The following is a 23,999-nucleotide window of genomic DNA, read 5'->3' as shown; positions in this document are numbered from 1 at the left end:
CAGCAATCGCGGCAATCGTGTCGTTAAACTCGCTGTAACACATGTGAGTGTGGATTTGAGTCTCATCAGTCACGCCAGCAGCGCTGAGTTTAAAGGCATTCACCGCCCAATCTAAATAGGTTTGCCACTCACTTTGCTTCAATGGCAAACCTTCACGAAAGGCGGGCTCATCGATTTGAATAATGCCAATCCCCGCATTTTGTAAATCGACCACTTCATCACGAATCGCCAGCGCCAGTTGTGTCGCAATCGCATCGCGGCTGATATCTTCACGGGCGAATGACCAATGCAGAATTGTCACAGGCCCCGTCAACATGCCTTTTACGGGCTTGTCGGTAAGACTCTGGGCAAACTCAGCCCACTCGACTGTCATAGCTTTTGGACGACTCACATCGCCGTAAATCAAGGGTGGCTTAACACAACGTGAGCCATAACTTTGTACCCAGCCATTTTTACTAAAACCAACGCCAGCTAACTGCTCGCCAAAGTATTCCACCATGTCGTTACGTTCGGCTTCACCGTGCACGAGTACGTCGATACCCAGTTTTAGTTGGCGTTCGATAGTATCGCGGGTCACTTGCTGTAACTGCTCAGTATACTGAGCATCACTTATCTCGCCCTTACGCCAGCGGCTGCGTAATCCTCGAATAGCGGGTGTTTGCGGGAACGAACCTATGGTCGTAGTGGGTAACAGGGGTAAACGGTATTTTTGCTGCTGCACGCTTTGGCGTACGCTGAAATCACTGACACGCTCGTAATCCGCAGTGGTTAATGCCGCAACACGCTCAATCACTTGCTTATCCGCAGCCTGTGCTTTGGCTTGACGACGAGCGATACAAAAAGCACTGATTTTTTGTGCTTCATCCGAATTAGGCGCCAACAATAATTGGCGAATTTTGCTCAATTCCAACAGTTTCTGCTTAGCAAAGGCTAACTGTTTACGCAGCACAGGTAATAGTTTGACTTCAACATCTAAATCGACTGGGCTGTGCAGCAATGAACATGATGTGCCAATCCACAGACGATCGCCTAAATCACGCGCCACTGCGCCAATACGCTCGGCAATCAAATCGATTTCTGCCGCCCACACGTTACGGCCATTAACCACGCCCACCGACAAAATTTGCTCACTGCGCAACGCATTTGCAAACACAACCAGTTGTTCTGGCGCCGTAACTAAATCCAAGTGCAAACCAGCAACAGGCAAGGCAGATACGAGGGCTTGATGATGCGCAATACCGCCATAATAACTCGCTAAGAGAACCTTAACGTTAGCAGTGCTTAATGCTTGATAAGTCTTAGTCATCGCCGCTTGCCAATGCAGGTCTAATTCTAATGCCAGCACAGGCTCATCTAACTGTACCCATTCCACACCTTGGGCGGCGAAACGCGCCAGAATATCAGCATAAGCCGTTAATAAATTCGGTAATAAACTTAACTTATCGAACTCTTGGCCGACGGTTTTAGCAAGGTATAAGTAACTGACTGGACCGAGTAGAACAGGTTTGGCTTTATAGCCTAGCGCTTGCGCTTCGCTGACTTCATCAAAAAACTGCTCGTAAGCAATCGAAAACTCTTGGTTTTGCGTCAGCTCTGGCACCAAATAATGATAATTAGTATTGAAATACTTGGTCATTTCAGAGGCTGGCGCATCTTGGCCTGTCGGCGCTCTGCCGCGGGCAACACGGAATAAGGTATCGAGATCGATAGCGCCTTCGCCGCGGTGGCGATCAGGGATGGCATTCAAGGTCGCACTCAGGGTTAATACTTGATCGTAAAAGGCAAAATCCCCCACGGGTACTTGCTCGATGCCCGCTGCGGTTTGCCACTGCCAATGGGTACGGCGCAGTTCACTCGCTACTTCACATAATTCGGCTTGAGTACTCTCACCACGCCAGTATTTTTCTAAAGCAAATTTCAATTCACGTCGACGCCCGATACGGGGAAACCCAAGACTATTTAATTGCATACCCTATCTTCCTTTATTTGAGATAAGCCAAATTCGGCACTTGCACCCACCAGATTGTGTTCTCTTGGCACTTTTCAGTATTTCCGCCTTGATAAATAACAATGGGCGTCTGGACGTCTAGAAGTTTATTGTGTTAGTCTCTATTCCAGCAACCGAATTGATTTCAAGCACAACATGAGCGAATTTCACCTGGAGTGAACATGATCGAACTAAGACATCTGCGAACCTTAATGGCCCTGAAGGAAAGTGGCAGTTTGGCGGGCGCAGCCAAAAAACGTTTTGTCACTCAATCCGCCCTCTCCCACCAAATAAAGGAGTTGGAGCAAAGGATTAACTCGCCTATTTTTGTGCGTAAAAGTAAGCCGCTGTCATTCACCCAAGAAGGTGCGCGTCTGCTTCATCTCGCGGAAGAAATTTTGCCTAAGGTGCTAGAAACCGAGACAGATCTTAAGAATGGCCTTGAAACCGAAACCAATCAGTTACGTGTCGGCATTGAGTGTCACAGCTGTTTTCGCTGGTTAATGCCTGTGATGGAGCAATTTAGACAAGAACATCCCCAAGCCGAGTTAGACTTGTCGAGCCGTCACTTGTTTGACTCGCTCAATGCCCTAGAAATGGGCGAACTGGATATAGTGCTGACCTCAGATCCTGTGCCTGGGCATTCACTTGCTTATCAGCATTTGTTTGATTTTGAAGTAAAGTTAGTGGTTGCTAAAGATCATCCGCTAGCGAAAGAGCCCTATGTCAGCCCTAAGCAATTAGCGCGTTTACCGATAATTAGCTATCCCGTACCGCTGACGCGTTTAGACATTTATCGCCACTTTTTAGAACCTGCGGGCATAGAAGCGGGTGAGCAAAAAACCTGTGATTTGACCATGATGTTATTGCAACGTATCGCCTGCAAAGATGGTATCGCTGCCCTGCCGAACTGGTCGATAAATGAAGGTCACGGCTTAAGCCTTACTACGGTAAAGCTAGGACAAGAAGGCTTAAAACGGCCTCTATTTGGCGCCTATCGCCGCCATAGTGGTAACTCAACATTGATCCAAAATTGGTTACAACTGGTGGCGAGTGAAGGTTTATCTCGCCAGCAGAAGACTAATTAATGCGGGTGAAATCTAATAAAGAAGCCTGCGAATGCAGGCTTTTTTTATTGAATTAAATAGTTATTTTATTCGTTCAAACCGTTATTTGTCGCATCTAAATATTACAGCGGATTCATCAATAGACCACGCATAGACAATACGCGGCGCAGGATTAAACCAGGGGAATTCGAATTACGGGTCTGACGCAAATTATGGGCAATCATAAACTCTTGACGCAAATCCTGATCGAGATCTAACGCTTCGAATGATTCTATCGTCAATGTCTGCTGTTGATTATCAATCAATGACTTAATCACGCTTAAAGGGAATGATTGTTCGGCATTAGCATTTAAATACGCAAAGGCCGTGAGCGCGATAATTTGGCCGAACACACTGAACAGGGCCAAGGTTTGCACTTCATCAGCATCAACCTCGACGCCTTCCATATCCGCTAAACTGTCCACCGCATCCGTTGCAATATCTTCAGTCAACTTCCAATAACCTTGGACCAACTTTTTATAGGGCTGTGGCAGCTCATCGAGACGCTCTTGCAGATAAAACGTAAAGGCATAGCGATAGATATTCACTTGACCTAAGCGGACTAAAGCTTCTTTCAAGGAGCGAGTCTTAGGGTTAATCACCCCTGATGCCTGTGCGGAATTGCTGCGCATTAGCATGTGCGCCGCCAATGCGGGGTCACTCGAGATGATGTCGATCACGTTACGAATGTCGCCTTCAGCAAGGATCGCTTTTTTGAGTGGAATTAAAATCCCTCGGCGGCCAATCACTTGCTCTTCATTCGCTATAATAGCTCTAACTTGAGTAAAAACCTGTTGCTCAAGATCAGTCATAAGACACTTTGCACCTGTTTATTAACAATAAGATGATTCGGTTACTCTTCACATCATACCCAAAATTTAAAGAATTTCAGTACTAAGTCGCACAATAGCCTAACGAAAAGAATAAAAAATGACTACCTTATATGTAACATCAAATGGTGAAGCAAATAAGGTGCTGGAGGTGGAGATATAATCCCATGTTTTAAAACAATTTTAACATTTCCATTCTTCAAGTCGTCACGAGCCTGTCCGTCTAATAATTTATCTCTATTTCTACAACGAGGGTAAGCGACACCCATTCGCATTTCATTGCAATATGCCTCTCACTTACAATGACCAATTCAACATCAGTGTTGAAGCATAGCATTCCCGCTACATAGTCGACTTTTAGCTCATTACTACTCATCACTCTAGTGCCACAGTTTTCAGCAACAATTGTTCTGTAATGAGCATCATTTAGTATCATGGTCATGAGAATCTTGCCAATATAAGATGACTCAATCAAAGGATACAATTGAGCCTCAAACTGATATCAAAGTGGAAATGTCTTTATTTGGAATTGGCAAACAAACAATCCATTTGAAAAGAAAAATCAACTTAAGTATCATGGCCCAAACGTAGAGTTTTTTGCTCAAAGCACTGAAATAGTAAGCTGTTTTGACTGTTTCAGATAAAATATCGGAGAGAAACGTGAGATACAGTAAATTTACCATTGCTTTGTTGTGCTTGTGTGCAAGTAACTCGTACGCCTTAGAGTTGATAACTGCAACTGAAAACCAATCAGTAAACCAAATCGAACAAAAGTTTGATATTGATAACTTGTTAATATCTATTAATGACCGCTTATCTAATCATAAGAAAAGTGAATATGATTATGAATCACTATTAACAAACATCAAAAACGAGAAAGAGCATTATAACAAGGCAATATTGGCATTACCCAATGCCATTTTAACAGAAAGTGACCCGAGTAATTACTTCAAAGAAATCGAAACCTTAGTAAAGAACATTGATTCACTTGAAAAGAAATCGGTCGAAGACGAAGTTAAAAACAAAGAAAACTATCAAGATATATTAAAACAGTACGAAATTGTTAATAGTCAACGAACTCAAAGAAGCGCACAACTTTTTGCATTAAAAAAAGAAATAGTTAATCGTATTGTTGCTGAGTTATCCAGTGCTGATAGTGTTAAGTCAATTGACCTAGAAAGCTCTATGACTTGTTCTAAATTTCAATCTATAAATGATTGTTTAAAAGATACCGAAAAGTATACAGTTAAAAATACGATTAATTCAAATCCATTCCTTAGCGATAAAAGTGTACTACTATCATACAAGGTTATTGATGCTAGTATGAATATGAATGGAGAACTGCATTATAGAGTTAACATGACGTTTAAGCCGTCATATAACAACAAAATAGAATCATTACTCAATGAAAAACTGGGCCTTAAGTCCACAGTGATTACCCTAACGAGCAACGTTGATGCAGACTGGTATGTCGATGGTGCAAAGGTTGGTACAGGTAAGAAAATTTATCCCGAAGTTACCTTAGGTAAGCATGGTATTGTCGCATCATACAAAACCATGAAAAAATCAACCATTGAAACAGTAGAAACCAATGCTATTTTTAACTATAAATTTGGCAAGATAGAAGACAAACCCGCTACTGACAATGAAGAGATTAAAAGTATAGCGAATAAGTCAGCTGCAGAGGAGACCAAGTCTAAACAGACTAAGCCTAAATTAACTATGTATGCAAAAAAAGAAGACAATACATCGAAAGAAGTTAATAATAAAAATGAGATGTCTGCCGATAATAATGATAAAAATAGCTATGAATATTATCTTGGTATTAAACCGCTAAATAAAGAAGAACAAGATAAACAATTTAAGAATAGATAATAGCAAAAGCAGCCTTTATATTCATTTAAAGGCTGCAAAATAGCTTATATAATCAGATATTAAAAACGATAACCAAGGGTTAAACGAATATCACGGCCTCGACCAGAGTAATAACTATCACCCCAAAGGCCACCGTAATAACCTGCGCTAACATAGTCTTTATCGAATAGGTTATCGATACGCAGACTGGCAAGCCAAGCATCACGATTGTAGTTCAAGGCTAAATTACCAAGCACGTAACTAGATAACTTATCGCCTTCGTTACCGTTATCGCCTTCGATAAAGCGGTTACCAGTATAAATTGCTTCGGCAAATACTTGGAAATGCTCAGCAAAATCCATGCTGACATAACCGCGTCCTGTGTGTTTTGCCACCCAAGACAGCTCCTTGCCATCATTGTTACCGTCAGTAAATTCAGCATCGATATAGTTATACTCTAGCCCGAGCTGCAGCGCTTTAGTCACCTGCCAATCCCAATCGGCACTGGCGCCATAACGACGAGAAGCGTCGGCATTGACGTTAGCGCCTTGGAAATCTCCATTTGGAGGTGTCTCCGCGCTAGGATCAAACACGATTTCATCTTCCAAATCGAGACGGTATAGGCTCACTCGTAGAGTTTGGCTCGCAAGAGTCCAATCCCAACCCGCTTCGTAGGAGCGGCCCGTCTGCGGCTTTAAGCCAAACACATCTTTAGGGGTATAAGCTTGCTCATCCACTTTGGCAAAACGGAAGTTTTCATCGCCACGCAGATAGAATCTGTGCTCCGTACTAGGACGGTAGTTTAGGCCAAACTCAAATGCTGTCGCATCTTCATCTAAATCGATACCATTAGGATAAACTTTGCGATCGACTAACTCGTCGGTCACCCGCGCATATCGCCCACCCACAACATAACTTAGGGTATGGCTTAATGGAACAGTGGCTTGTAAGTAAGCACTTTGTGTTTGCTGCACATTACTGCGCGCCATAGTGTCAAAATCAGCCTTACCACGGCTGATGTCTAAACCTGTGACTAGGTTTAGCTCACCTTGACGGGTACTGTAGTTCGCTAACGCTTTAGGACTAAACATCAACAGTGAGCGCGTGTTATGGCTGTTCGCCCCCCAATTAAAAGAAGACACTAAGGTATCGCTATAATCTAAATCCGCTGCTAAAGCCCAATTTTGATTAAGCTGATGCTGATAACCCGTGCGCGCCGCAGTGGTCATCTCGTGAGAATATTGCTTATCGTTCCCAGAGTCACGTGGGTTGTCTTTAAATTGATCTTTTGTAAGCGAGCCAGGATTTTCACGGTCATCATCGTAATAGCTGGTTTCAACGAAGAACGAGTCTGTGGCCGTTTTATATTGAATGCGGCCAAGAATAGAGCCGGTTTCGTTAGCATTATGTTTGCGATAGTTGTCACCTTGGTTATAGCTACCAGTGAAAAAGTAACGCCAATCTTTGTTGATCGCGCCAGAGACATCACCACGACCTTCATAGGTATCAAAGCTGCCGCCGGATAACTGCACGCTGCCGCCAGTATTTTCAGGAGATTTAGTGACAATATTAATCACCCCGCCCACGGCTTGGTCACCATAAAGCACACCCGCACTACCCGATAAAATTTCGATGCGCTCGACTTGATTAAGCGGAATGGCATTAAGACTAGGGGCAGCGATATCGATATTATTGAGGCGACGACCATCAAGTAAAATCAGCGTGTTATTCACAGCAGTGCTGGCGCTAAAGCCACGCATCGCAAAACTAGTACCGATGTTATTATCTGAAATTTGAATACCACTTTGACCGCGTAAAACTTCAGTCACACTAGTGGCACCGCTCATTTCAATCGCCGCAGCGTCAATCACATTCACATTCGCGGCAATATTTAACGGGGTATTGTCAGAGCGGCCGATCACGACAAGATGCTCGTCGACTTTCGCTGTGCTGCTAGCGTCAGCCGCCATAACGGGCGCGATAACGGAAAAACTGCAAAGGCTACCGATCAGCAGCGCGATTTTTGTTGGATTTGTTCCCATTTTACCTTTAACTCCTGCAAGGAAAACGGGGCATTAGCGCCACGATACTGTTCATTCAGTAAAAGATACTGACAGTGACTATCGCATTTTGAGATCTGCCCACCGAAATCTCAAAAACACCTTTAGGGCCGGTCTCCGGACTTAGGCTATGTTAATCCGTAAAAATAGAATTAACGCTAGACTGACCTTTAACATTCTGACTATCGGGTTCTGTCTTGAACACACCAATCAAACGCGGTCTTCTCTCACCTTTTACCGTTGCGGGGGCAGTGCCAGAATTTCACTGGCTTCCCGATTATCTCGCGGCTTTCGCACGCAAGCACCTCAGAAGGTTGACTAAAAATTTGATTCATAGGGCACAGCCATCAATAAAACAGCGATACTCCCTTAAGGCTCAGCACATTATAGAGCCTGAGCGCGCGCATTATAGACGTCTATACGGATGAAAGTCCATCAAACTCAAGCGAGCGTCTACAGCCTACTTCAAGGAGAATGGGACTAAAGTGGAGATAAAATCTTGGCTATTATCTGCCTGCAGTGGTGGTTTATCGGCAGAAAAAACGGCACCTCGCATCGACTTATGCAGTAGATACAAATCTTTATTGCCACTAACAACCGTATAGTAGCCAATTTCCCCTTGAGGAATCGAAGCATAGGCTTTGGGATTCACTTGCGTGGCATTGTGGATATTGGGCATGGCTGTACAGCCTAAAATAGCCTTAAATCCCTCGTGTCCATCAACTTCAGTCTCGCCGAGCTTCTGGTACACCACTTCGCCGTCACAGGTCGATTTATAGGTCTGGGCCATCGCATCTAAAAAACGCTCAGGGCTAATACTCTCGGCCATATCCTTAAAGCCCTGCACGCAAAATAGTGCACTCCACTGGGTTAATGCTTCCTGCTCTGGCACAAACTCTGCCATAAACATGCCTGCTTGCTCCTCATGATAAGCCTGCTTCCAGCCCGCAGGCAGATTGAACCCTAATTGCTGACCAAATACGGGCAATACATGGGTATGAGCAACGCCGCTTTCGCTCCGGGGCATATCTAATGTGGCTTGAACAGGCTCTGAGCCAATTAAGCTGCAGAGTAACAACACACTGGCACCTTGAAATAATCCAATAGGTGAACACAATGCTAATTTCATACTTATCATCCTTGTATCGCACTTATAACTAATACTAATTAATACGACATCATGAAATTGAACAGAAAACACCCAGCATTCTAGCGAAGAACCCAGATTGAAAACAGTCAAAAGCTTAGATTAACTGCCACTTTGAAAGAAATAATCACTGTCACGGCTTGAATAACAGAGAAATACTCCGTTTATCTGCGCCGTGATGGTAAAAAAGGTTAGTGCTATTCGCTAAACAACCACATTTTGACTTCAGGTTTAGGCCTTTCCTGACTCAGAATCGCCTGCCGTTGCTCTGGCGTTTCGCATTGGATAACAGGGGTAAAATCCAGCGGCTTAATCACCAACGAATCGGCAGGCGGTAGCGGAGATTTGGCGAACATCTCGTTATTCATCGACCAAGAGACCCATTCCCCCTTTTCACTGATCCCGACATAACCCTCACCCGCTCTCGCTAACCAAGTTAATCGCGGGATGCGTTCTATGAGCTTCTCGACATTTTCTAGGTTAGCCCTATAGCCTACTGGCACGACTTTGCCGTCAGGACGGGTGAATACAAATGATGCTGAACCTATGGTGATTTTGCTTCCCTCCTGCCAATACCGATTGAGAATGTCTTGGGCATAGTGAAAACCATATAGATAGGCGTAGTCACTATCATCGACAAGGATTTGCGGTACGGCATTGTCACGCAGCAACAAAAATCCCGTGCCAACACTGACAATACTGTTCACGCCTTTAATATCCGTTTGTTTGAGCCAATCGATACCACAGTTCGTTTCATTGCCCCAAAAGTGCGCCTCACCCGTTGGACTTAAGATTGCAAAAGCACAGCTATTTGACGTAATACTCGCGACATCCAGTAGCGCACTGCGAATAGAATAAACATCACTACTCTGCCCCCAAGTTACGACGCTGCCATCCTTTTTTAGAGCTGCATAAGTTCCTTGGGTATATTCAACACTCACAACATCCATTAACTGTGGCAGCAGCTTTTTCATATTGGTTGACCGTTCAACTTGCCCCCAAATCACAGTGCTTCCGTCTTTTTTAAGAGCAGTAAAACTTCGTCCTTCAGCAAAAATATCCACGACATCAAACAGTTTATCCTGCACATGTTGGCTATTGCCGCCTTCGGGCCCATAACCCCAAGTGTGCACTTTTCCACTAGCATCGAGTGCGGCTACCGCCTCACGATTAGCATAGAGTTTAGTGATGTTTGTCATTCGACTTTGCAGGGCTTTGTCGAGGCTCAGTTTCCCTGCACGTCCCCAGTACACCACAGTGCCATCTTCACGTAGTGCGGCAAAACCTTCCTTTATAGGCACGACTTGTTTGACGTGTTTAAGCTCCGCAGCAACTTCACGACTATCGCCTCCACTAAAACTATTACCCCAAGTGACCACATCACCATTGGGGGTGATAGCAGCCACTGCCATATCATTTGTTACAACGGTATTTACTGCGGGTAAATCACAGGGAATATGACGATACTGCGGACTCGGTTTTTCCTTAAATTGGATGAGTTTACCGTTATCAAACTGCAGCAATGACTCGTTATTACTTTCCACTATGGCCATAGGTTGAGGCTCGCTACAGCCAGAGATCTGCATGGCAACCATGCCCGCGAGTAAAGCCTTAGGCCAAGTGATTCGATGAGTGAGCATTACTTATTTCCTTGTATTTGCTTGGAGATGTCATTCAATGTTGTGCAGCAGACAGAGCGAAGATGAAATAACCTAACATCGCCTAATGTCAAAAATGGGCAGAATTCTAGCAGCTTGTTGATAAAAAGACGAAAATGCTCACAGTTTACTCTGCAAGTGCCCTCCACAGGCTAGCGCCTAACTTATGGCATGCTATTCTAAGCATCCAGTACCGCTGTTTAAAGGAGTAACAGTATGACTCGTCACATCATTCTTGATTGCGATCCCGGCCATGACGATGCTATCGCGCTGATCTTAGCCTTAGCTCACCCAGACCTCGTTCCCCTTGCCGTCACGACTAGCGCTGGCAATCAAACCCCAGATAAAACCCTCAACAACGCCCTGCGGATCTTAACCCTGTTAAACCGAGGTGATATCCCAGTCGCAGGCGGTGCCACTAAACCGCTAACACGTGAACTGATTATCGCCGACAATGTTCACGGCGAGACTGGCCTCGATGGCCCAGCATTACCCGAACCGAGCTTCAGTCCACAAGCCATAACAGCCGTTGAACTGATGGCGCAGCAAATCCGCCAAAGCACTCAGCCAGTGACTTTAGTGCCTACTGGGCCGCTGACTAACATCGCCCTTTTACTGGCGAGTCACAGCGAGCTACACCCTAAAATCGAGCGTATTGTGCTAATGGGCGGCGCAGCCGGTGTCGGCAATTGGACGCCTGCCGCCGAGTTTAATATTTTTGTCGATCCCGAAGCCGCCGATATTGTCTTTAAGTCAGGCATTCCCATCACTATGTGCGGGCTCGATGTGACTCATCAAGCGCAAATCATGGATGCAGACATAGAACGGATTCGCGCCATCCCAAATCCAATTGCTCAGTGCGTCGCCGAGTTATTGGATTTCTTTATGATTTACCACAGAGATCCTAAATGGGGCTTTATTGGTGCACCTCTGCACGACCCCTGCACTATCGCTTGGTTGCTCAAACCTGAACTGTTTGAAGCACAAGATTGTTGGGTCGGGATTGAAACCCAAAGCGAGCTGACCTTAGGCATGACAGTGGTTGATCGCTATCAACTCACTGGCAAACCCGCCAATGCGACTGTGCTGTTTGGGCTCGACAGACTCGGTTTTGTCGATTTACTGGTAGACAGTTTACGTGTCTATGATCCAACTTATCTCAATCGCAGATGAAAATAACAGTGAGTTTTCTATGAGCCAGATACTCGTTATCGGCAGTGCGAATGCCGACCATGTGATGAAATTTGAGTACCTGCCCGCAGCAGGGCAAACCTTGATGAGCCGAGACTATCGACTCGAACAGGGAGGTAAAGGAGCCAACCAAGCCGTCGCCTGCGCGCGTTTAGCTAAATCAGGCACCCGCACTGACTTTATCTGCCACCTCGGCCAAGACAGTATCGGCGATGATATGCGTCAAAGCTGGATCAAAGATGGCATCAGTACAGAAGGTATTAGCCAGATAGCGGAGCAGAGTACAGGCACAGCGATGATTTTTATCGGTGACAACGGTGAAAACACCATAGGTGTTGCTGCGGGAGCCAACGCCACTCTTTCACCCGATGACTTAGAAAATCACTATGCTCTGTTTTCCCGTGCTCAATTCCTTTTAATTCAACTAGAAACGCCTGCTGCCACAGTGGCAAAGGCATTACAAATGGCAAAAACCTTTGGCGTGACTACGGTATTAAATCCCGCCCCAGCGACCGCCCTTGGGCACGATGTACTCAAATGGGTCGATGTTATTACGCCTAATGAGACAGAAGCAGAAGCCTTAACAGGGGTTGAAATAAATCATCTCGATGATGCCCAAATGGCTGCGCAGCTCCTCCACCAGCAAGGTGTAGGGATTGTGGTGATCACTTTAGGCAGTCGCGGCGCATATATCAGCAGCCCAGGTTTTACTGGGCTAGTACCCGCGCTTGAAGTGCAAGCCATAGACACAGTCGCCGCAGGAGATACTTTCAACGGCGCCTTAGTCGTTGGCTTGAGCGAAGGCATGTCGATTGCCGCCGCCGTGGGATTTGCCAATGCGGCCAGTGCCATTACTGTGACTCGCCAAGGCGCACAGCGTGCTATCCCCTATCGACAGGAGCTTTCGTACTAAAAAAAGTAAGCGACTTTGAGTTAGACGCCCTGAGTCATACTTTCTAAATTATCATTTATAAATCAAAGCTATAAATCAAAGCCATTAATGATAATCCGCGAGTATTTAGTTGGTTCCAGCTAAGTACTCGCTCGTCTATGTGTACCGCTAGCGATTTTGCCGTTACAGAATTTTGCAGTCACTGAGAATGCAGCACTCAAACGAAAGTTGCATATACATAATTTACACGCTGATTTCATTCCCATTTAATGAAGATTGCTTATTCTGGTAGGCGCATGTCCGAGTCAAAAGGACTCGGCTACCCTTGTTCAACTAAGGAAGTACCAGATGAAAGCAAAAAGCACAGCTTTACGTAACGTGACCAGCACTAGCCTAATCGGCCTAGGATTATTATTCGCTAGCCAAGCGAGTGCCAACGAATGTGAACTGAAAATTGCCGCCACTGATGCAATGCAATTTGACACTAAAGAGCTGTCAGTACCTGCAAGCTGTAAAGAAGTGACCTTAACCTTAACCCACACAGGCACTTTGCCAAAAGCAGCTATGGGCCATAACTGGGTATTAACTAAGGCAGCCGATATGTCAGCCGTCGCAACTGAAGGTATGAGTGCCGGTCCTGATGCAGCCTATGTCAAAGCCGGTGATACGCGCGTTATCGCACACACAGATTTAGTGGGCGGTGGCGAATCAACGTCTATCACCTTTAGCACTGCAGGCATGAGCGCTACTGAAGCTTACCAATTCTTCTGCAGCTTCCCTGGTCACTGGGCGATTATGCAAGGTAGTTTCAAGCTAAAAGCTTAAGGTGAATGGCTTAGCCTAACGTTAAGTGATAAAAACAAAAAAGCGGATCTTAGGATCCGCTTTTACATTCCAGCTATTGCATTTAGCCGCAATAATTCATCAGGGTCTTGATTGGATGACTAATGGCGCAAAGCTCGTCATCGCATTACCGTTAGCCCCGTTCAAGTTAGGATATTCAACCCCTTCCTGTAAGGTGTAATACACGTCGACAAAGTCATCGTCATTGGTGAACCAAGCATCCGGCATCACACTTAAAATACCATTGGTGATTTGCGGGATCAACGCATAACCCTGAGCTTCAGGATCGGGGATCGACTTTAAGATCTGCTCTGCCGCTTCCAACAACTTAGAGGCCAACACTTTATAGTTAGTGCCATCGTCATGCTCCATTAGGATCATGTCCGCAGCCGCCCAACGATAACGCTCCCAATGGATGATGATTTGATTTGGATAATAGGTCGTATCCGCATAATCTAAATAGGGCATTTCGACGATATCGAGCACAGGTTCTTCACGGCTCGGGTCAATCCCTGTCACTATGCCGTAAATCTCGGCACGACCAGAAATCCACGGCTCATGATCATCCTTCAAGGATATTTGTTTGATCACTGTGGTTGAAATAGGCTTGTCTGCCACCGCCTGTGTTTGCGCACGGCTCAGTAGCGCGCCCTCTTTTTTCGCCGATTGTGCTTCGGCAAATGTCGCCCGCATCACCTCTAAGCCAGCCACAAAGGCTTTTTTACTATCGATACCGACCACAAACACCGGCTGCTGCGGTAGGTTATACACGTCTAATTGATGAACTTGCCCATGAATATCAAAGGCTTCAATATAATCCCACTGACTCTCGTCACCATCGGGCTCATAGGCAAATAAAGGTGACTCACCTTGCTGCCATGGGGTTAACATGGTTTCATCTGCTAGACGCACTTGCACCAGAGAATCTGCTTTGGCACTTAAGCCCTTCACTCGGCGAATCGACGCATCGGCTTTGGTGATCACATTATCATTGAGCCTATGCTGAGACAGAATGTCATCGGCATTTACTGCCAACTGATACTGATTTATTTCAGTCTGTAAGATAGGCGCAAGCTGCGCATATTGATGGCTCAAATCTAACGCCAATGCCCGCTTAGTATTGGTTAACTGAGCTTGTGCATCCAAACTCGAATCCTTTAGCGAAGCCTGTAGCAAGCGTAACGCCTCTCCATCTAAGGCTTGGCCATAACTCATGGTTGCCGAAGCCGACAAACACAGCAATAAACTGGATTGAAGTAGTTTCATAGGAGTTCCCTTACCTTAATAAAATTAAACGTGTGTTCGAATTCTCTACATATGAGCACAGACCCGAATCCAAGTAAACCAAACGATAATAATTATCGTTATTTATTAATGGTATAGAATACGCAATAGCGCTGAAACTCTCTAAAAACAAGACTATAGCGATAACGGCTCTCAATTGACCAAAACGTGCGGAGTGAACAGGAAAAAATGAGTTGATAAGCTCAAAGAGGTTGAGCGACAAAAACACAAAAGGCGGTTCCTAAGATCCGCCTTTTGTTATTCATAGCCAGAGTGACGTTTCAGAACACGTCATGCGCGCCCTAACAGTCACACTAGCTTGATAAGACAAGTTTAAACGAATGAGTGTTACTCTTCGTCGAAATCATCTTCATCAAGATCTTCGGCATCGGTTGCCGCTTCAGCCGCTAATGCTGCCGCTAATTTTGCTTTAGCTTGTTTCTCTGAACGACGTTTGTTGCGCTCAGTTAACGTACCTAAAAACACTTGTAATTCAGTTAAGCCCCAAGCTTGCGCTTCGGCTTCGGTCGCAAAACCATCATGGCTTTTAGACACAACCGTTTTAGTTGATGTCATGCGACGAGTGATTTCAGTTTTCCAACCTTTGTCGCCCTGTGTCACGCGAAAATCGTATTTTTTGCCCTTGCTCATTCTGCTCTATTTCCTAAATGATGCTTGTCACGTTTGTCTTATCAAGCGAACCAAACGCTCATCATAAAACAAAAGGAGCGCAGTGTACTTGATTTCGGCCCAGAAAGATCGCCCAGATGAAAATATTCATGCCAGTTTCATCGACTCGCCCAGTGGAGTCAATTCTCAAGTCTAAAACAACACTGCGCATATATCCCGCTCATCCTCTGTCTATGGCTGTTCATCGCAAGCTAGCATGCTTTAGATAATCGTCGTGCAAACGGTATATATTCTTGTTTATGTCATAAAAATAGGCTTTTTCAGTCACATTAACACTTTAGAGTTTCTGATTAATATTAATAATTTACATCATTACTCATAGGTAAATCTGATGAAACTACGCCCTATTTCGTCGCTCTCACTCGGCCTGTTAATTGCCACCAGCGCTTTATTAGCTGGTTGCAATAGTGACGATAACAACACAGAAGTCACGCCACCCGCTAGCAAACCTGTTCCAGCTCAAGTGGGAGAAAGACCTTTATTTCTCGTGCGTCAAATGCAAGACAGCGCACTTAAAACCCGCTTAGAGCAATGCACCACTGACAATTTTTATCGCAGCGAGTTTTCCATCGGTCACCGTGGCGCTGCGATGCAATTTCCTGAGCATACAAAGGAATCCTACCAAGCGGCTATCGATTCGGGCGCGGGGATCGTCGAGTGTGATGTCACTTTTACCGCTGATAAAGCCTTAGTTTGCCGCCACTCACAGTGCGATCTTGCCAGCACGACCAACATTTTAGCCGTGCCTGAACTGGCTAATAAATGCTCGACCCCATTCACTCCTGCTGATGCCGCCAATGGCGTCAGCGCATCGGCGACCTGTTGCACTAGCGATATCACCCTCGCCGAATTTAAAACCCTCAAGGGTAAAATGGAAGGCAGCAATCCCAAAGCGACCACTGCGGCCGAATTCATCAATGGCACCCCAAGCTGGCGCACCGATCTCTACGCTGGCAATGGCACCTTGATGACCCATGCTGAAAGTATTGAAATGTTTAAAAAAGCCGGCGTGAAAATGACGCCAGAGCTCAAAGCCGCCAGCGTATCTATGCCTTTCGATGGTTTTACTCAGCAGGATTACGCGCAAAAAATGTTAGATGAATATACGGCGGCCGGCGTCGATGCTTCGCAAGTATTCCCTCAATCATTTATCTTAGATGACATCAAATATTGGGTTGCCAATGCACCTGAGTTTGCGAAACAAGCCGTATTTCTCGATGACAGATACGATTATAACAGCGCTTTCGATCCGCAAAACTCTGCCACTTGGTCACCATCAATGGCAGATTTGAAGACCCAAGGCGTCGAAATTATCGCACCGCCACTCTGGGTTTTAGTCGCCTTAGATGCGGACAAAAAGATCATCCCTTCGGAATACGCTAAGGCCGCCAAAGGCGCTGGGCTTAAGATCATCACTTGGTCGCTGGAACGTTCTGGTTTATTAAAAAATGGCGGCGGCTTTTATTATCAAAGCATTACCGAAGCCATAGATAATGAAGGCGATACCTTTGAATTACTCGATGTGTTAGCTAAAGATGTCGGTGTGATTGGGGTATTCTCCGACTGGCCCGCCACTGTGACTTACTATGCTAACTGTATGGATTTATAAGTCATCGATATAGAAAACAAAAAATGCGTTAACGATTAATCGTTAACGCATTTTTTTATTGCGAAAATAGTCTATATCTCGCCGCGAGCTATTTAAACAGGTGCTGGATATTCTTTAAATCGCCCTTACCTTCGGCAATTTCTTCCGGCGTTAAACCTGTGACTTCATGCGGGAACACTAACCAGTCTTCAGAGGCATGGATGTAATAGTCAGGCTTTAAAGGCACTGCGGTATTTTTTGGCTTGTAGTAAGGGCAAGCGATACGGATATCAGTTGGCATATTCAGGCGCATCAGTTGGCTGAGTTTTTCTTTTAATGCATGGATACTACGGCCAGAGTCAAACACGTCATCCACAATCAATAAACCATCGCTCGCGTTCGCATTTTCAACGATGTAATGCAGGCCATGAACTTTGATTTCTTTGCTTTGTTTGTCGGTGCCAATCCCATAATAGGAAGAAGTACGCACGGCAATGTGATCGGTTTCAACTTGTTTAAAGTCGAAAAATTCCTGTACCGCGATCCCGATTGGAGCGCCGCCACGCCAAATACCCACGATAAACTGCGGACGAAAGCCACTCTCATACACTTGCGAAGCTAATAAAAATGAATCTTCCAGCAATTGCTGCGCGGTAACAAAATACTTTTCTGACATGACACAGTCCCCATCACATTGATTTTATTCTTAGGTCGTTAAAGCTTATGACCCCTGTAAGGTCTGTTCGGCGGGTAAAGGTTCCCAAAACACTAAAACAGCTTTGCCTTAGCAAGTGTAGGCAGCCGCCGAATTTTGGGAGCGAATTTTATACCAAAAAAATGCGATGTGCTGCAGTAATAGTAAGAACTTGCGTGACAACAGACATTTATTTTGTCTTTTAAAGCCAAAAGCAACAAAAAGGCCACCCTAAGGTGGCCTAAAAACAGCAAATAAATACCTGCGTTAAACGATAGGGATAATCACATGCTCGCCCACTTTTGCCTTGGCGCTATAACCACGTGCCGTTGCCGCTTGGAAATCCTTCGACAGAATGGTATCCACATAATGCCAGTCGCTGCGCACCTCATCAGCAGTGAAAGTGAGCGTCATAAAGCCGCGATCTCTTAAGTTAGCGTACTTAAGATCTGGCACTAACTCGACGATCGCCGCCTCAGTCGCAGGGATCTGCTCAGCTGGCAGATTCAAATAATACTCAAGACCTGGTGAAGACACTGAGCTGGTCGCAAACTCCACCCCAACGGTATCGCCATTCACATCTTTAAGCTCGTTAGCCCAGGCATTATGGGTATCACCCGCGATCACGACTAGATTGAGGTTTTTCGATTTAGCCGTACCTAAAATCACCTCACGCTCGTAGGCGTAACCGTCCCAGGCATCTAAGTTGTATGGAATGGCAGGTAATTGCAGCAGTGCGATAACTTCTGGGGTTAATAAGGCTTGATTAGCCTGAAGATATTGCAACTCTTGGGCGGTCAGCGTGGGATCATTTGCCGCAGCACGCGCCGCTAACTTAGCTAACGCGCCTAACATAGCATATTGGGGAATGCTCATCTGCTGAGTCGCAATCGCCGCCGGCAATGACATCTTGCCCATCAAAATCTGTTGCCCTAACACCTGCCACTTGCCCGTTGCTTGCAGTAAAGTGCCCTGCAGCCATAACAATTGCGTCAGACCCAGCATAGTGCGAGTGGTCGAAGTCACATCGGCAAGGAAAGGCTCGCCCGCAAACGAACCCGTTGTCGGATCCATATAGTCGGCATAATCGAGCTGTTTATCACGGGCCAATACACGGGTATCGAGCATGTGCAGATCGACGAGATTGCCGTAACTGAAGCTGCGGTAAATCTCTTCATGGTTCCCTTCGCGCCATGGACGAATAGGCAACCATTCGAAATAAGCTTGCAGTGCCGCTTCTTTGCGGACGGCAAAATCGCCTTCGCCTTCGTTATGATTCTCGGCGCCATCACGCCAAGTATCGTTGGCTACTTCGTGGTCATCCCAAACTGTGATAAAAGGCACTTTCGCGTGTAACTTTTGCAGACTCGCATCGGTATGATACTGGCCATAACGGGTGCGATAATCGCCCAATGTCAGCAACTCAGTGGCCGGTAAGACTTCACGGCCAAGCTCTACAGCATGCTCACTGGCATAACCGCCACGGGCATATTCATAGATGTAATCGCCTAAATGCACCACGGCATCTAAGTCATCCTGCGCCGCCGCTAATTCATATACGTTAAAATATCCGGCTGGAAAGTTCGCACAGGACATCACCGCCAGTTTGACAGAACTCACATCGCCCTCAGGCAGCGTGCGGGTTTTACCCACGGCTGAGGTTTTGTCACCAGTCATAAAGCGGTAAAAGTAGTTTTGGCCAGCACGTAAGCCGCGGGCATCAATCTTAACCGTGTAGTCACGGCTCGCATTAGTGACCATCTCACCCGTGGTCACTAATTGACTAAAGGCCGCATCGCTTGCCACTTGCCAGCTCACTTTTACATCGCCCTCAGACTCAGGCGTGACACGGGTCCAAAGGATCACAGCATCAATCGCAGGATCGCCACTGGCAATCCCATGTAAAAATTGTGCAGGTACAGAATTATCATCATTACTATCACTACAGCCCATCAAGCCGTAAGAGATCACAGCAACGCCAACACCTTTGGCCGACATAGCCAAAAAGTCACGACGAGTTACGGTACGATTCATTATTATTATTCCTTGTTAGATAAGGCTTCACTGGTATGAGGTCTAATGAGACCCCGATTGTGAGATATCACTGTTACACATTTGTGACATCTTTGTCAGCCTTTTATGATTTCTATCAATTCAAACACTTATACTGAATGGCGTACTTTATTTATGCAGGACTGGCGCAGCGAACAAGGAAGCTGCTAACATCGGTGCAGGCTAACGCAGCGTGTTAAATGCACGCCTAAGAATGGCAAAAAAGGAATTTAACAATGAAAGTCAGCGATATTATGAGTGATCAAGTCATCTGCATCAGCGATGGCGCAAGTTTGAAAGATGCCCACCATCTGATGCAAACCCGTGGCGTACGCCACTTACCTGTGATTTCTGAAATTGATGGCACCCTCGTTGGCGTACTCACCCATAAAAAGATGATCGCCAGCGTGATGACTATGTTGAACAAGTACGGCCAAGGCGCGCTCGAGCGCAAAGAACGATACACGCCGATCACAACCGTGATGGACCAAGACTTTCAGCATCTTACTGCAGACGAGCCCTTAACTGTGGTGGTGGAATATTTTATCGAAAACAAACTCGGCTGCTTGCCCGTTGTCGATGTTGATAAAAAGGTACTCGGTATCGTCACGTCATCGGACTTTATCAAGCTGTGTCGTACCCTGCTGCAAGAGCAAGCGTAACGTTTTACGCTCCTTTTCTTCTATGTCAGCCTTTTACTACGTAAAGGCTGACGCTGTCTTTTTTATAAACTGTGTTTTCTATAAAAAGAAAGGATTCCCTTGGCTAAATTACTCTCACAAGAACAATTTATTCGCGCCTATGAATGCGCAGAATTTGGCTGTTTTGCCAATCAACAACAACTCGCCAAATTACTCGCCGATCCCGATTACGACTTTTTACATCAAGACAGTACCTACTTTGGCAAAGCGGCGACACAAATCACCTGTATCAGTGACTTACAAAGTATGGAGGAATTGCATTTTGTCGCGGGGAACTTGAATTGGGACGATCATGACCCAAACATGGTCAGGGCGATTATCGAACATCCACTCTGCGATGCAGGTACCGCCTTATTACTTTACTGGTACGGGCAAGGCTTTTATTACTCCACGCCGGAAACGCTCGACACACCTTTTGGACAGCTATTCAAAACCATAACCGATAGATTTGTTACGCGCGGCTATGCAAGTTATAAAATCCATTTTGACCCGATTAAAGAATGTTTTATGCCCTCATTAGAAGACGTTCTTACTAGAGGATGCCAAATTCCAGGGGCTATTTTTGCCCCCTACAGCACCATGGAAATCGAAACCGATGAAGGGCACCCAAGGTATCTACAATTTAAAAATGAACTACTGAAATCGGGCAAATGGGGCAACCAATAAGCGTTGACCTTTTGATATCAGAACAGTTTAAGCTGAGGTTACTGGCGGAATACGCGTAAAACGCTGCCAGCGACCCGAGCGCCAACGGTGTACCATAATCAATCCACGCACCCACTCATCTGCCGCAACGGCAAGCCAAGCGGCGAGTACGCCATAGCCTAAGTGAAGGCCAAAGAACCAAGCCAATAATACCCCTATGCCCCACATGCTAAAGAGGCCAACCCGCACGGGGAACGCCACATCACCCGCGCCCTTGAGCGCCGAAATAATCACCAGATTAAACACCCGCCCCGTTTCAAGCGCGATAGAACCTGCCAGTAATAACGCCGTCAGTTGGATGACTTCCTCGTTCTCACTAAGCCAGCCAACGATAGTGAATCGCTGCCAGTAGAATACTAAGACGATACCAAGGGAAACCATAAAGCCCACTAGACAGTAACGCTGCACCCGAGTGGTGATTTCATCGAACCATTGTTTGCCGACATAGTATCCGGTCTGAATTTGCGTCGCCTGACCGAGCGCCACCGCAAAACAATAAATAAACCGGCTGATGTTTAGGCCATAGGTATAAGCCGTGAGCGATAACGTCCCCATCTGACTGATAAAATAGATGATGGTCATCTGCGCCACATTGTAAGACAACATCTCACCGGCATTGAGTAGGCCGATACGCATCACGCTCCAATAGGTGCTGCGCGGTAATAATTTAAGCCGTTGCAGTGGCAGCGGGATCTTTTTATAGCGGATCACCATCAGCATGATCGCAGCGCCGATGATCTGGCTGGTGACGGTGGAAATTGCCACCCCTGTTACCCCATAAACAGGCAAGTCAAAGGGAGAATACAGGGCAATATAGTTACCGATGACGTTCATCAAGCCTGTGCTTGAAGTAACTAACATGGCCGAGCGGGTAAAGCCGTAACTCCTTAGAATCGCGGCAAAAGCGATGTTCATGACCAAGCCTATACTCAAGCTGCCGCAAATCACTAAGTAGTCATATCCAAAGCCTGCCACATCGTGTTCAAGCACAAACAGGCCAATAATCCCCTTGGCGCCGAAGAACATAGAGGCGCCCATGATCAAGGCGAGTCCTAAGCTCAATGCGACACTTGCCACCCCGATATCAACCGCCTGTTGCGACTGGCCTGCGCCATTATTCTGGCTAATCAAAATGCTCGCACCTGTGCTCACCATCATGGACATAACCATCATGAAGAACATCAGCTGAGTCGTGAGTCCCACTGCCGCTACCGCGTTATCGGAATAATGGCTGAGCATAAAAATGTCGCTAATCCCAAGCAGTGATTGCAGCAAGGTCTCGATAAAAATCGGCCAAGTGAGGGCGACTATGCTCATGCGTTGTTGCAATGTTTTGGGTGCTTTAGCCACGGAGAGTTCCTGCAAATAGAGTACGGATAACGATGTGAGCGCTGGCTCAATGTGTCGCTCAAACGGCATCTTGGCAACCTATATTTTAGCCAAGATACTGAAAGCAACTTTCACAAATAGACAACCTAGTGCTAACTAACACACAATCAGGCGGAAATTTAAGCGTATCAAGCCTAATGGTCAATTAAGTTGGTAATTTTCTTACAAGTCGCCATACAACTCAATCTGTAATATTGAAAATATGCCGACTGCAACCGTATTCATTAATGAGTTGATGGCAGAGCTAAAAACAGGACTCATCACTGCGGCTACCATTTCAATTAAACTGCCGATAAACTCAGCCCATTGCAGAACTGCTAAGCACACTGAAAAATGAGGGAAGATTAAATGAGCCAACTCTATTTAGAAGATGGAATTAAACAATTGGTTAGCGAGTTTATCGCGGCGGGTTGCCCATCGGTGCGAGAGCAAACCATTGAGCAACGTAGGCAAGGTTATATCGCCAGCACGGTACTCGCAGGTGAAGCGGAAGACGTGTTCGAGGTGCGCGCAGTTTCCATCGATGGCGCAGACTTGACCCTGTTCAAACCTTCGGCGGCAAACGATTTACCCGTTGTCATTTACTACCATGGCGGCTGTTTTGTCAGTGGCGGCGTTGAAACCCACAATCAACAACTGCGTAAACTCGCTAATGATGCTGGCGCACTGGTGATTGCCGTTAGCTATCGTCTCGCCCCTGAACATGTTTACCCCGCCGCCCACGATGATGCCTGCCATGCAGCAGAAGTCATCTATCAACATTGCCACCAATGGGGCGGTGATAACACCAAGATCACCCTAATGGGCGACAGCGCCGGCGGCCATTTAGCCCTAGTCACTTGCCTGCGTTTAAAAGCCAAAGGGCAATGGTTGCCACAAAAACAAGTACTTATCTATCCTATGCTCGATGCCACCGCGAAGAGCCAAAGCTATAGCGACAATGGCGAGAAATACATCATCACCCGCGACACCTTGCTAACAGGTTTCGATCTGTATTTAGATTGGCACCCCAGAACCGATGCCGAAGCCAGTCCACTACGCCGTGATGACTTAGCAGGCTTACCCGAAACCCATATCATCACCGCCGAATTCGATCCACTCGTCGATGAAGGTGAACAGCTATTTAGGAATCTATTAGAGGCTGGCGTCAATGCCCACTGCCGCCGCTATCTTGGCGTCATCCATGGTTTCTTCCAACTCTCGGGCGTGAGCCGTTCCGCTCGGGATGCCATGGTGCAGGTGACCAATATAGTGAAGACAGCCTAACGTCATACTTGATGATTAATTCATAAAAAAGGCTTTCTATCTAGATAGAAAGCCTTTTTTAA

At 46.0% G+C, this 23,999-nt stretch carries 19 protein-coding genes and 1 riboswitch; of the genes, 9 read left to right on the top strand and 10 right to left on the bottom strand.

What is annotated here, in order from left to right; translation table 11 throughout:
• Positions 1 to 1,969: 5-methyltetrahydropteroyltriglutamate--homocysteine S-methyltransferase (gene metE / locus Q4Q57_RS06535; RefSeq protein WP_311890208.1), on the bottom strand; the 1,969-nt coding region annotated here is incomplete at its 3' end.
• Between the two features lie 200 nt (positions 1,970 to 2,169).
• Between metE and Q4Q57_RS06530 the strand changes: the two genes are divergently transcribed.
• Positions 2,170 to 3,075, top strand: coding sequence for a LysR substrate-binding domain-containing protein (locus Q4Q57_RS06530; RefSeq protein ID WP_311890207.1), 906 nt, complete (start codon positions 2,170 to 2,172; stop codon positions 3,073 to 3,075).
• A 101-nt stretch (positions 3,076 to 3,176) separates the two neighbouring features.
• Here Q4Q57_RS06530 and Q4Q57_RS06525 read toward each other — a convergent pair whose 3' ends face one another.
• Positions 3,177 to 3,905, bottom strand: coding sequence for an HDOD domain-containing protein (locus Q4Q57_RS06525; RefSeq protein WP_063883536.1), 729 nt, complete (start codon positions 3,903 to 3,905; stop codon positions 3,177 to 3,179).
• Between the two features lie 678 nt (positions 3,906 to 4,583).
• Here Q4Q57_RS06525 and Q4Q57_RS06520 point away from each other — a divergent pair.
• Positions 4,584 to 5,798 (top strand): hypothetical protein, encoded by a 1,215-nt coding sequence (locus Q4Q57_RS06520; protein WP_311890206.1) that lies wholly within the window; start codon positions 4,584 to 4,586, stop codon positions 5,796 to 5,798.
• A 59-nt stretch (positions 5,799 to 5,857) separates the two neighbouring features.
• Here the strand turns inward: Q4Q57_RS06520 and Q4Q57_RS06515 are convergent, their stop codons facing one another.
• The 3 genes from Q4Q57_RS06515 to Q4Q57_RS06505 form a co-directional block, all read right to left on the bottom strand.
• Positions 5,858 to 7,819, bottom strand: a complete 1,962-nt coding sequence (locus tag Q4Q57_RS06515; RefSeq protein WP_311890205.1) for a TonB-dependent receptor — start codon at positions 7,817 to 7,819, stop codon at positions 5,858 to 5,860.
• A 108-nt stretch (positions 7,820 to 7,927) separates the two neighbouring features.
• Positions 7,928 to 8,161: riboswitch (cobalamin riboswitch) on the bottom strand.
• A gap of 136 nt (positions 8,162 to 8,297) precedes the next feature.
• Positions 8,298 to 8,966 (bottom strand): hypothetical protein, encoded by a 669-nt coding sequence (locus tag Q4Q57_RS06510; protein ID WP_311890204.1) that lies wholly within the window; start codon positions 8,964 to 8,966, stop codon positions 8,298 to 8,300.
• Between the two features lie 215 nt (positions 8,967 to 9,181).
• Entirely contained in the window at positions 9,182 to 10,624 is a 1,443-nt protein-coding gene (locus Q4Q57_RS06505; protein WP_311890203.1) for a hypothetical protein, read from the bottom strand.
• 234 nt (positions 10,625 to 10,858) lie between these two features.
• On the opposite strand from Q4Q57_RS06505, the gene rihA reads away from it, so the two are divergent.
• The 3 genes from rihA to azu all read left to right on the top strand — a co-directional run bounded on the left by rihA (position 10,859) and on the right by azu (position 13,550).
• Positions 10,859 to 11,815 (top strand): pyrimidine-specific ribonucleoside hydrolase RihA, encoded by a 957-nt coding sequence (rihA, locus tag Q4Q57_RS06500; RefSeq protein WP_226058184.1) that lies wholly within the window; start codon positions 10,859 to 10,861, stop codon positions 11,813 to 11,815.
• Between the two features lie 19 nt (positions 11,816 to 11,834).
• The gene (rbsK, locus tag Q4Q57_RS06495) at positions 11,835 to 12,746 is read left to right on the top strand and encodes a ribokinase (RefSeq protein WP_311890202.1); all 912 of its coding nucleotides are present in this window, start codon (positions 11,835 to 11,837) and stop codon (positions 12,744 to 12,746) included.
• 327 nt (positions 12,747 to 13,073) lie between these two features.
• A complete protein-coding gene (azu, locus tag Q4Q57_RS06490) occupies positions 13,074 to 13,550 on the top strand; it encodes an azurin (protein ID WP_311890201.1) in 477 nt (158 codons plus the stop codon).
• Positions 13,551 to 13,649: 99 nt separating this feature from the next.
• Here azu and Q4Q57_RS06485 read toward each other — a convergent pair whose 3' ends face one another.
• Both Q4Q57_RS06485 and Q4Q57_RS06480 read right to left on the bottom strand, forming a co-directional pair.
• Positions 13,650 to 14,834: a DUF3103 domain-containing protein gene (locus Q4Q57_RS06485; protein ID WP_311890200.1), complete on the bottom strand. Its 1,185-nt coding sequence runs from the start codon at positions 14,832 to 14,834 to the stop codon at positions 13,650 to 13,652.
• Between the two features lie 366 nt (positions 14,835 to 15,200).
• On the bottom strand, positions 15,201 to 15,503 hold the full coding sequence (locus Q4Q57_RS06480; protein ID WP_006080221.1) for a DUF3622 domain-containing protein: 303 nt from the start codon (positions 15,501 to 15,503) through the stop codon (positions 15,201 to 15,203).
• Between the two features lie 370 nt (positions 15,504 to 15,873).
• Between Q4Q57_RS06480 and Q4Q57_RS06475 the strand changes: the two genes are divergently transcribed.
• Positions 15,874 to 17,151 (top strand): glycerophosphodiester phosphodiesterase family protein, encoded by a 1,278-nt coding sequence (locus tag Q4Q57_RS06475; protein WP_311890199.1) that lies wholly within the window; start codon positions 15,874 to 15,876, stop codon positions 17,149 to 17,151.
• 88 nt (positions 17,152 to 17,239) lie between these two features.
• Here the strand turns inward: Q4Q57_RS06475 and Q4Q57_RS06470 are convergent, their stop codons facing one another.
• Both Q4Q57_RS06470 and Q4Q57_RS06465 read right to left on the bottom strand, forming a co-directional pair.
• Positions 17,240 to 17,806 (bottom strand): phosphoribosyltransferase, encoded by a 567-nt coding sequence (locus Q4Q57_RS06470; protein WP_028759331.1) that lies wholly within the window; start codon positions 17,804 to 17,806, stop codon positions 17,240 to 17,242.
• Positions 17,807 to 18,091: 285 nt separating this feature from the next.
• On the bottom strand, positions 18,092 to 19,858 hold the full coding sequence (locus Q4Q57_RS06465) for an alkaline phosphatase D family protein (protein WP_311890198.1): 1,767 nt from the start codon (positions 19,856 to 19,858) through the stop codon (positions 18,092 to 18,094).
• 254 nt (positions 19,859 to 20,112) lie between these two features.
• Here Q4Q57_RS06465 and Q4Q57_RS06460 point away from each other — a divergent pair, with 254 nt between their 5' ends.
• The gene (locus Q4Q57_RS06460) at positions 20,113 to 20,538 is read left to right on the top strand and encodes a CBS domain-containing protein (RefSeq protein ID WP_311890197.1); all 426 of its coding nucleotides are present in this window, start codon (positions 20,113 to 20,115) and stop codon (positions 20,536 to 20,538) included.
• Positions 20,539 to 20,637: 99 nt separating this feature from the next.
• On the top strand, positions 20,638 to 21,243 hold the full coding sequence (locus Q4Q57_RS06455) for a DUF4274 domain-containing protein (RefSeq protein ID WP_263256291.1): 606 nt from the start codon (positions 20,638 to 20,640) through the stop codon (positions 21,241 to 21,243).
• Positions 21,244 to 21,270: 27 nt separating this feature from the next.
• Here the strand turns inward: Q4Q57_RS06455 and Q4Q57_RS06450 are convergent, their stop codons facing one another.
• The gene (locus Q4Q57_RS06450; protein ID WP_311890210.1) at positions 21,271 to 22,632 is read right to left on the bottom strand and encodes an MATE family efflux transporter; all 1,362 of its coding nucleotides are present in this window, start codon (positions 22,630 to 22,632) and stop codon (positions 21,271 to 21,273) included.
• Between the two features lie 387 nt (positions 22,633 to 23,019).
• On the opposite strand from Q4Q57_RS06450, the gene Q4Q57_RS06445 reads away from it, so the two are divergent.
• On the top strand, positions 23,020 to 23,937 hold the full coding sequence (locus Q4Q57_RS06445) for an alpha/beta hydrolase (RefSeq protein WP_311890196.1): 918 nt from the start codon (positions 23,020 to 23,022) through the stop codon (positions 23,935 to 23,937).
• The last annotated feature ends 62 nt before the right edge of the window (positions 23,938 to 23,999 follow it).

It is taken from the genome of Shewanella sp. SP2S2-6, from assembly GCF_031931965.1.
GTDB lineage: Bacteria > Pseudomonadota > Gammaproteobacteria > Enterobacterales > Shewanellaceae > Shewanella > Shewanella baltica.
This window is presented reverse-complemented; position numbering and strand designations above follow the sequence as displayed.

What these genes read in the sequence shown, in the direction of transcription:
- Q4Q57_RS06530 (WP_311890207.1), top strand. Translation starts at nt 2,170, where the DNA reads ATGATCGAACTAAGACATCTGCGAACCTTAATGGCCCTGAAGGAAAGT.
- Q4Q57_RS06525 (WP_063883536.1), bottom strand. Translation starts at nt 3,905, where the DNA reads ATGACTGATCTTGAGCAACAGGTTTTTACTCAAGTTAGAGCTATTATA.
- Q4Q57_RS06515 (WP_311890205.1), bottom strand. Translation starts at nt 7,819, where the DNA reads ATGGGAACAAATCCAACAAAAATCGCGCTGCTGATCGGTAGCCTTTGC.
- Q4Q57_RS06510 (WP_311890204.1), bottom strand. Translation starts at nt 8,966, where the DNA reads ATGAAATTAGCATTGTGTTCACCTATTGGATTATTTCAAGGTGCCAGT.
- Q4Q57_RS06505 (WP_311890203.1), bottom strand. Translation starts at nt 10,624, where the DNA reads ATGCTCACTCATCGAATCACTTGGCCTAAGGCTTTACTCGCGGGCATG.
- rihA (WP_226058184.1), top strand. Translation starts at nt 10,859, where the DNA reads ATGACTCGTCACATCATTCTTGATTGCGATCCCGGCCATGACGATGCT.
- rbsK (WP_311890202.1), top strand. Translation starts at nt 11,835, where the DNA reads ATGAGCCAGATACTCGTTATCGGCAGTGCGAATGCCGACCATGTGATG.
- azu (WP_311890201.1), top strand. Translation starts at nt 13,074, where the DNA reads ATGAAAGCAAAAAGCACAGCTTTACGTAACGTGACCAGCACTAGCCTA.
- Q4Q57_RS06485 (WP_311890200.1), bottom strand. Translation starts at nt 14,834, where the DNA reads ATGAAACTACTTCAATCCAGTTTATTGCTGTGTTTGTCGGCTTCGGCA.
- Q4Q57_RS06480 (WP_006080221.1), bottom strand. Translation starts at nt 15,503, where the DNA reads ATGAGCAAGGGCAAAAAATACGATTTTCGCGTGACACAGGGCGACAAA.
- Q4Q57_RS06475 (WP_311890199.1), top strand. Translation starts at nt 15,874, where the DNA reads ATGAAACTACGCCCTATTTCGTCGCTCTCACTCGGCCTGTTAATTGCC.
- Q4Q57_RS06470 (WP_028759331.1), bottom strand. Translation starts at nt 17,806, where the DNA reads ATGTCAGAAAAGTATTTTGTTACCGCGCAGCAATTGCTGGAAGATTCA.
- Q4Q57_RS06465 (WP_311890198.1), bottom strand. Translation starts at nt 19,858, where the DNA reads ATGAATCGTACCGTAACTCGTCGTGACTTTTTGGCTATGTCGGCCAAA.
- Q4Q57_RS06460 (WP_311890197.1), top strand. Translation starts at nt 20,113, where the DNA reads ATGAAAGTCAGCGATATTATGAGTGATCAAGTCATCTGCATCAGCGAT.
- Q4Q57_RS06445 (WP_311890196.1), top strand. Translation starts at nt 23,020, where the DNA reads ATGAGCCAACTCTATTTAGAAGATGGAATTAAACAATTGGTTAGCGAG.